The sequence below is a fragment of the Oribacterium sp. genome (genome assembly GCF_057249185.1).
Genome location: NZ_DBHIGR010000100.1, coordinates 1 through 7,907 on the forward strand (window position 1 = coordinate 1; position 7,907 = coordinate 7,907).

5 protein-coding genes and 1 tRNA gene are annotated in these 7,907 nt (G+C 41.8%); 2 read left to right on the forward strand and 4 right to left on the reverse strand.

Going from position 1 to position 7,907, the window contains the following annotated elements; genetic code table 11:
* Positions 1–74 (forward strand) — tRNA-Pro (locus tag ACO4PX_RS06660).
* A 224-nt stretch (positions 75–298) separates the two neighbouring features.
* Here the strand turns inward: ACO4PX_RS06660 and ACO4PX_RS06665 are convergent.
* Together ACO4PX_RS06665 and ACO4PX_RS06670 are read right to left on the reverse strand one after the other, a co-directional pair.
* Positions 299–523, reverse strand: a complete 225-nt coding sequence (locus tag ACO4PX_RS06665; RefSeq protein ID WP_485572052.1) for a YgiT-type zinc finger protein — start codon at positions 521–523, stop codon at positions 299–301.
* 27 nt (positions 524–550) lie between these two features.
* Positions 551–3,430 (reverse strand): leucine-rich repeat protein, encoded by a 2,880-nt coding sequence (locus tag ACO4PX_RS06670; protein ID WP_485572053.1) that lies wholly within the window; start codon positions 3,428–3,430, stop codon positions 551–553.
* Positions 3,431–3,832: 402 nt separating this feature from the next.
* On the opposite strand from ACO4PX_RS06670, the gene ACO4PX_RS06675 reads away from it, so the two are divergent.
* Complete coding sequence (locus tag ACO4PX_RS06675; protein WP_485572054.1) at positions 3,833–4,918, forward strand: prephenate dehydrogenase/arogenate dehydrogenase family protein; 1,086 nt, start codon at positions 3,833–3,835, stop codon at positions 4,916–4,918.
* A gap of 107 nt (positions 4,919–5,025) precedes the next feature.
* On the opposite strand, the gene ACO4PX_RS06680 is transcribed toward ACO4PX_RS06675, so the two are convergent.
* A complete protein-coding gene (locus ACO4PX_RS06680) occupies positions 5,026–5,298 on the reverse strand; it encodes a TIGR04076 family protein (protein ID WP_448974067.1) in 273 nt (90 codons plus the stop codon).
* A gap of 195 nt (positions 5,299–5,493) precedes the next feature.
* Positions 5,494–7,907: hemoblobin-interacting domain-containing protein (locus ACO4PX_RS06685; protein WP_485572055.1), on the reverse strand; the 2,414-nt coding region annotated here is incomplete at its 5' end.

A 7,907-nucleotide genomic window follows, 5' to 3' on the forward strand; every position in this document is an offset into this window, starting at 1 on the left:
CGAGGTGTGGCTCAGTTTGGTAGAGCACCTGGTTTGGGACCAGGGGGTCGCAAGTTCGAATCTTGTCACCTCGATTTTTTATTGGAAAATTTAAAGCACGTTTTAAAGTTTAAACCCTTGTGGATTGGCTTAGAAACGTGCTTTTTTCATGTTTTTAGCTATTTTTTTCTTGTTGCGTTATCTTTCGGAAACGATAGATTTTCTCTAGAACATGCATAATTTTGTCACGAAATTTGTTACGCAATCATCATGTCTATTTTCATATTACAAATATCATATTTTCCACAAAAAAGGCTTATTATGCCGCCTTACTGAAATCAATTACTGCAATTTCTTGTATATAGCGCTTTGCCTCCTCTATAATTCCTTCTAATCGCTCTAGTACCGTGGCTGTATAAAAAATATCATTACACTCAGTACATTTAAAGCATGGAACATTCCGAATAATAACCATATCTCCCACGTCGGTTACATCCGTAGTAAGTCCTTCTAACATGGCACCGCCACAAGAACCGCATCTCATATCTTAGCTCCTTTCCAAATCACCTCTTTATGCACTGATGTTTGTATTATAGCTTCCATCCGGACTAAGAAAATACCACTTTCCTCCCTTAAAAAGCCACTGATTTGCAAGCATACCGCCATCTTCTCCCAAGAAGTACCACTTTCCTTGCTCCAGATGCCACTGCCAAGAAAGCATTCCTCCGTCTCCGGCAAGATAATAATATCTTCCTTGATCCAAAATCCATCCCTTTTCCATCTCTCCGGTTTTAGAAAAATGATACCAGCGGCCATCAATCTTCGCCCAATCATCTTTCAAGGCTTCTTCTCCCTTAGGAATAAAATACCAAAATTCGCCTTTCTTCTGCCAGATATGATTATCCGCGGTAGAGAAGCTACGATGTCTTTGCTCACCCAGTACGGCACCTTTCTTTAGCTTTCCTTGCTCTGTAGCGGAATTTCTTCTGTTATCTCTCACAGAACCGATACTTTGATTTGAGCGGGAATTCTCTGCTTTTCCGCCGGAGACTTGACTATTTTCCTCCTGTGTTTTCGGAGATTCTTCATTTTTCTTTCCTTCTTGTTTTTCCTCTTGCTTTGTCCCTTGATTTTCCTTCTTTCCCTCTTGTTTTGCTTCTTGCTTCTCCCCTTTGCCTTTATCCTCGTTTCCTTGATCTTCCTTTTTCTCTTCCTGCTTTTCCTTAGTTTCCTGCTCTTTTTCCAGTTTTTCCTTAACTTCCTGTCTTCCCTTTTCCCAGTCTTCCTCATTTAAGAGAAGAAGTTCTAGTTTCCTTCCTTGGAAGGCCCGGCTTTGTTCCTCTAAAGCAGTATAAATCTTTGTCGTGACGAGTTCTTTTTCCTCATTCATATTGTCATTAAAGGCAGTTTGGTCTAATTTTTTCAGGCTCTTAGGAATATAAAGTTCTTCTACCAAAGCACTCTTAAAGGCATTGTTTCCGATTTCTTCCACCCCTTCTTCCAGATAAATCTGTCGAAGTGTTCGGAATTTTTTATTGTTGGCAAAGGCCTGACTTCCGATTTTCTTTACAGAAGAAGGAATCCACAGGTTTCTGATTCTATGGGAAAGAAAGGCTTTCGAACCGATTTCCTCCAGTCCCTCCGGCAGAGTGATTTCTTGAATGGGGCATCCTACAAAAGCGGAGTCCTCAATGATTTTTACTGTTCTCGGAAGTTCTACCTCTTCAAGCTGAATATTTCTGGAAAAAATTCCCTTGGGAACCACTTCCATTTTTTCCGGAAAGCGAACCTTCCGAATACGATTCAGGGAAAATGTTCCCACCCCAAAGCTATGCAAAGAATCCGGTAAAATAGCTTCCTCCAGTACATTTCCGTTAAAGGCCAAATCCCCGATATGTTCTAAATGAGAAGGTAGCTTAACATGAGAAAGGGCATTGTTTTGAAAAGCATTATTTCCGATTTTTGTTACGGTATCAGGAATCACAACGCTCCGAAGCCCATTGGGGGAATAGCCTATATCTGTTTTTAAAATGTAATCCTTTCCGGTATAGAGAAATGCTTTATCCCCGATTTCCGTAATCGCTTCTCCTGCCGGATTTTCAGCTGGAAGAACCAAGTCTTTATTGTATTCCGCCTTTTTCTTTCCTGACTCGGAAAATCCTAAAATCTTAGTCCCCTCATATAGGAAGTCCGTCTTCTGATATAGAGCGTCAGGATTTTCCTGTAAGGAAAGACCTGCTTTTTCCAAGTTTTCCAGACATTCCTGAATCTCCGCTTCTGCTGCTTTTCTTCTCTCTCTTCCCTCTTCCGAAGAGTCCTTACTGAATCTCTTAATTTTCTGAAGAAGCTCTTCCGCCTTATTTCTTTCCTCGGAAAAGACACGGAAAGAATTTTCCTCATATCTTTCCTGCTTCTTTAGTCTTGCTTCTTTCAGTTTTTCCTCCAAAACATTTACAGAATAAGGATTCCGCTCCAACTCTGCCAGACTCTTCTTCAAGCTTTCAACCGCTGCTTGAATCGCATTTTCTTCCGGAGCTTCCTCCTGCAACAACCTCTCTGCCTTTCCTATAGCTTCCTGCAAAGCTTCCCAACCTTTAGTCAGCTCATCCTCTTTAACGGCATAAGCCTTTTGCAGTAAATCATTTAAAGGGAGTAGAGCTTCGCTTTCTGCTTCCAAATGAATTTCATGAAAATCACTCTTTGCTACAATATAGGTGGAAGCCTGCAAATGCTTAGGATTTCTTGTGCTGATCTGCACCTTATTCTCTCCAATATTTTGCTTATAGAAAACATTTTGCAAAAGCTTAAATACGCTATAAGGCAGCTTTAATTCCGTTATTTCATTATAGGCAAAGCTAAAGGAGTCCAACTGTAAAAGCTTTACCTTGGGTGAAATAGTCAGGCTATGAATCTTATTCTTGGCAAAACTTTCATTTCCACATTTCACCAAAGTCTTTGGCAGCTCTAAACTGCCGATTTGATTATCCTTAAAAGCAAAGGCCTCAATATATTTAACCCCTTCAGGAAGTTCCAATTCAGAAATTTCATTTTCCGAAAATGCTCCATCATCAATAATATATTCCTTTACCCCTTCGGCCAGTTGAATTTTAAGACCGGTAAGCCCAAGTCCCTGAAATGCTTCTCTTCCCACGCCTTCTACAGCCTTCTCTTCTCCGCCTTCTTCCTGATAGGCCGGAAGCACCAGATATTTATTATTCTGCAATTTCTTTTTTCCTGACGCAGACAATCCGGTAATGCCGTAGTAGCTGTTCTTGGAAATGATTTTCTTTTCAATCTCTCCATAGGTGAAGTCGCTACTAACCCAAGGGAACTCTTCCTTGTCCAGTTCAGAAGCTGTAGCTTTCTCTTTGTCCGTAACATTTGCAGCATAGGAATAAAAGCTTCCTTGGAAACAGAAAAGAAAAACAAGCAATAGCAAGTTTAGTACCAAGATGAGTCTTCCTTGTAATGATTTCCTAAATTTTCGCATAATAGGATACTCCTTTTCAGTTATTTTGATGGTAGTTTTATCTTATCATGCTTCATGCCATTCTAGGATTGAAGTTCTGAATAGGTCGTAGAATTTATTGTTTTTATCTATCGAAAGAGTAGCTTATCATTGACATCCCTTTTAAATTGTGCTAAATTGCCTCCAATGACAGAGGTTGCGGGTAAGACCAGGCTTAGAGATGCTGGGGCTGTGCCTCTGTTTTTTATATAATCGGGAACATAGTATTTCTTTTATCTCTAATTTTCCTTTTCACGACTTCTTTTAAACCTTCCCCTTTCTTTCCTTCTCCGGCATTTTCCTGTATAATTTGAAAATATTGGTTTAAGTAAGGGGGATTTCGCTATGGAATGGAAGAATTTCACATTGATTGGCTTGGGTTTGATCGGGGGCTCCATTGCGAAAGCCATCAAAAAAACTTATCCTAAGGCAAGGATTTCCGTGCTGGAGAAGGATCAACATTCCGTAGAGATGGCTATTTCGGAAGGAATTATAGAAAGAGGACTGCAAAGTATTGAAGAAATTCCTGCGGATACGGAGCTTCTCTTTTTATGCACTCCGGTGGAATGGAACCGAAAATTCTTACGGGAACTGGCACCTAAGCTTTCTTCTCATACTTTGCTTACAGACGTGGGTTCCACCAAAAGATCCATTATGGAGGAAGCAAAAGCTTTAGGACTTTCTTCAAGATTTTGCGGCGGACACCCTATGGCAGGCTCGGAATCTTCCGGATACAAGGCCTCCGACTCCCTCCTTTTGGAAAATGCTTATTATCTCCTGACTCCGGGGCAGGGCTTTCCCACAGAGTCTATCGAGAAAATGAAGCACTTCCTCTCTTCTATTGGCAGTATTCCCTTTGTGATGAGTCCGGAGGAGCATGATAAGGCTGTAGCCTGTGTAAGCCACCTCCCCCACCTGATTGCCGCAAGCCTTGTGAAGCTTTTGAAGGAAGAGGATGAGAAGGGGACCATGAAAAAGCTGGCCGCCGGAGGCTTTAAAGACATTAGCCGTATCGCCTCCTCTTCTCCGATTATGTGGCAGCAAATATGCCTCAGTAATAAGGAACCGATTCTTCAAATGATTGCCCATTACCAAAATTTGCTGGAGGAAATCAAAGCTTCCATAGAAAAAGAAGAGCCCCAGAGTATTGCAGAGCTCTTCCGAGAATCCGGAGAGTACCGGAATTCCATGGACAGCTCCGCCCAGGGACTGATTCATAGCGAATATGCAATTTCTCTTCATGTGCAGGATCATCCGGGAGCCATTTCCATTATCTCCACCATTCTGGCTTCCAACATGGTCAGCATCCGTAATCTTGGTATTAATCATAACCGGGAAAGAGGAGAAGGAGCCCTGCAAATCTCCTTCTATACCGGAGAGGATTGTGAAATGGCGAAGAAGCTTCTCCATAAGTACGGCTTTGTCTTTTAAAGATTAAGAGTACTTTCTTCTCAGACTTTCATTAGGCTGATGGAACTGCTTGGATCTACGGATTTCCTGTAGAATTGCCTCGACCTACCATTTTTCTACGATGGCAATCAGGATTCATCCTCTACAATTTCCGCCTTAAACACCATAATGGTATCCGCATCGGAACAGCAAAACTCTGCTGTTCCTTCTTCTTGTCCGGGAATCTTTCCCCCATAGCGTAAAATATCAATATAGGGAAAGGCGCAGTGCATAGCCATAGGACAAATTTCTCCCCGCTCCGTATCAAAGTCAAAGGTCTGGCCTATATGATGCCCTCTATGACAGCCCATCTTTCCTCTTCTATCGGTAACCGTTAATTTGATTCTTGGTCTCTTTCCCATAGCTTCTTTACCACTCTTTCTCAATAAAAACGTACATAAAACTGCTTTTAAACAGCATGGCTTATCTTCTTTATATTAAGGCAAAGAAAGAAAAAAGGCTAGGAGAAGAAGCTAAAGAATCTCTGCTTCTTTCCTAACCTTTTCATTAAAATACTTTTCTGTTACAGGTGGATTTGCTCTTACAATCTCTGGAACTTACTTCTCATAAGTAAAGCTGAAGCTTTGTTCCTTGTAATCCGAAGAACTGATGGTAACGGTGTTCTCTCCGGCCTGTAGGGCATCCTTTCCGATAAAGAAATGATTACGTTTGTCAACATAGCTATACTCAATAGCTCCACTAGCAGGAGCATACTGCAAATGGTCTCGGTATCCCTGAAGTTCCAGCTTCTTACCATTTACAGTAACAGTAAGCTGTTCTCTTTTTAAGTAAGCGTTGATATCCGCCACTTTTCCGGTAAAGGAAATATCTACTTCTCCTCTACTTTGCTGATCTGCTTCCTCAAACGCAGGTGGAGTCAAGGCTTCTACCGTAAAGAGATAGCTCTGAGACTCGCCATCCTTTGTTTCCAGTACTACTTCATTTTCCCCAATCTTTACAGCATCGGCCTGGGTTAAGGCAAGAGCTGCATTAAGGGTAGAATTCTTGTCCTTCTTATCCACAAAATACTGCTTTTCGTATAAACGGTAGGGAGTAGAAGTTAAAGAATAAACTGTTTCATTTACAGTCACCTTGGAAAGCTTTGCAAGATAAGCTGCTGCCTCTTCTTCACTCATCCCCGGGAAGCTTAAAGCAAAGTACTTCGCGCCGTTTCTGGATTCTCTTTTTTCCACTACTTCCAAGTGATTATCCTTTGCTGCCTCCTCCGCTTCGTCCTCCAGAATATTACCATCCTGGTCAAACTTTACCGTAAGGCTCTTATAGCCCTCTGCCTCAATAACAAGGGTATTTACCTTCTCCTTAGCATCCTCCGGGGAAAGGATCAGATGGTCTACGCCGCTATAAGCATCGGTAATCAAAGCAAAGTGATAGCTTCCTTCCTTGGATCCGCTATGAATTTCCTTGTTCAGGCTCTTTCCGTTTAAGCTTACAGACTGTACTGTTTTCTCAAAATCAGCCATAGCCTTCTGGTCCATATCCTTGAACTTCACTTCCAACATGGAGCCGAACAGAATTTTTTTTGTCTTTTTAATAGAGGCAATAACTAATTCCTTTTCCTCTACTGCTGCTTCTTCCACAATCTTTCCGTTATGGTCAAAGTTTAGACTAAGAGTCTTTCCGTCTGTAAACTTCACTAGCAAACGGTTAGTGCCTTCCTGTACAGAACTTGCGGAAAGCTGAAGACTTGGTGTTGCGCCGTATGCTCCCACAATATTCTTCACTGCATAGGAATTTTCCGGGAAGCTTCCAAAACCTCCTGCAAATGCACTGGCCTTATCCAAAGCATTTCCGTTCAGGCTTACACTTTCAATCTGATCCAGCTTTGCCTGTACTTCTTTGGAATCCCCTTCGAAAAGAACTGCAAAGCTTTCTACATTGCCATAGAAGCTTTTCACCATACTGATTTCTTTTGCTTTCAGTGCGGAAACATTACCATTCTCCGTATTGGAAGCATTATTCTTATCGGAAGAAAGATTGACCTTGAAAATCTTCTTAGTCTTATCCTTTAACTCGATAACAATCTTATTCTCTCCCTCTACCAAGGAAGTCTTATCTAAACGAAGGGTATCTTGATAGCCGTCTCCCTTGGAGCTGATTGCAATATACTGCTTCTCTCGGATTCTAAGAGAATTAATAGCCTCGGTATAGTCTTCTCCGTTTACTCTAATCGCTTCAATATTGTTCAGGTAAGCATGAAGCTCATCTCTCTTTAAGCCGGTAAAGCTAAGAGTTCTATAGCTCTTGTCCTTATCCTTCTCATTAACTGCCTCAAAGCTTGCTGTTTCAGGATGTCCCTCTGTATTGGCATTTTCGTCCGGATTGGTGGGGGTGTCTGCATTTTCCTTCACATCAATCTTTCCGGAAAGGTTCTTTGTTCTGTTTGAAAGCTTGACAAAGTACTGATATTCTCCTGCTTCTTTGAAAAGGCCTGCCTTTAAGGTAATGGTACCTTTCTCCGTATCCAGAACATAGTAATCGTTTCCGGACTTTCCTCCTGCCATAGCATCTAAAAGGGTTCTTAATTCTGAGCTGTTTGGCGCCTTTAGCTGAATGCCCGCAAAGCTCTTTAAAGCATTCTTCGCTTCCTCGGAAGTTCCTAAGGAAAGTACCACATCCTTCTCGGTAAATGCCTCTCCCTCTACAGTAAATTGCAGATTATCCGCCTTCTCCTTGAACTGTAACTTAAGCTCCACATCTCTGTACTTGCTTCCTGCACTGATACGAAGGGTATGAGTAGAAAGCTCCGGAGTATTGAAGAAGTTAAATGCGGAACGATGCACCAGGATGGTTCCTTCCTCAGGCTTAATTTCTACCGGCTTATTGTAGCTGTTCAGAAGGTTTGCACTCTGTCCATCCACGGTAATTCCGGTAATCGCCTTTAAGTACTCCTTATCCTCTGTCATTAAGGTGAATTCTCCACCTACTTCCGTAGTGGTTCCTTTAAAGCTAG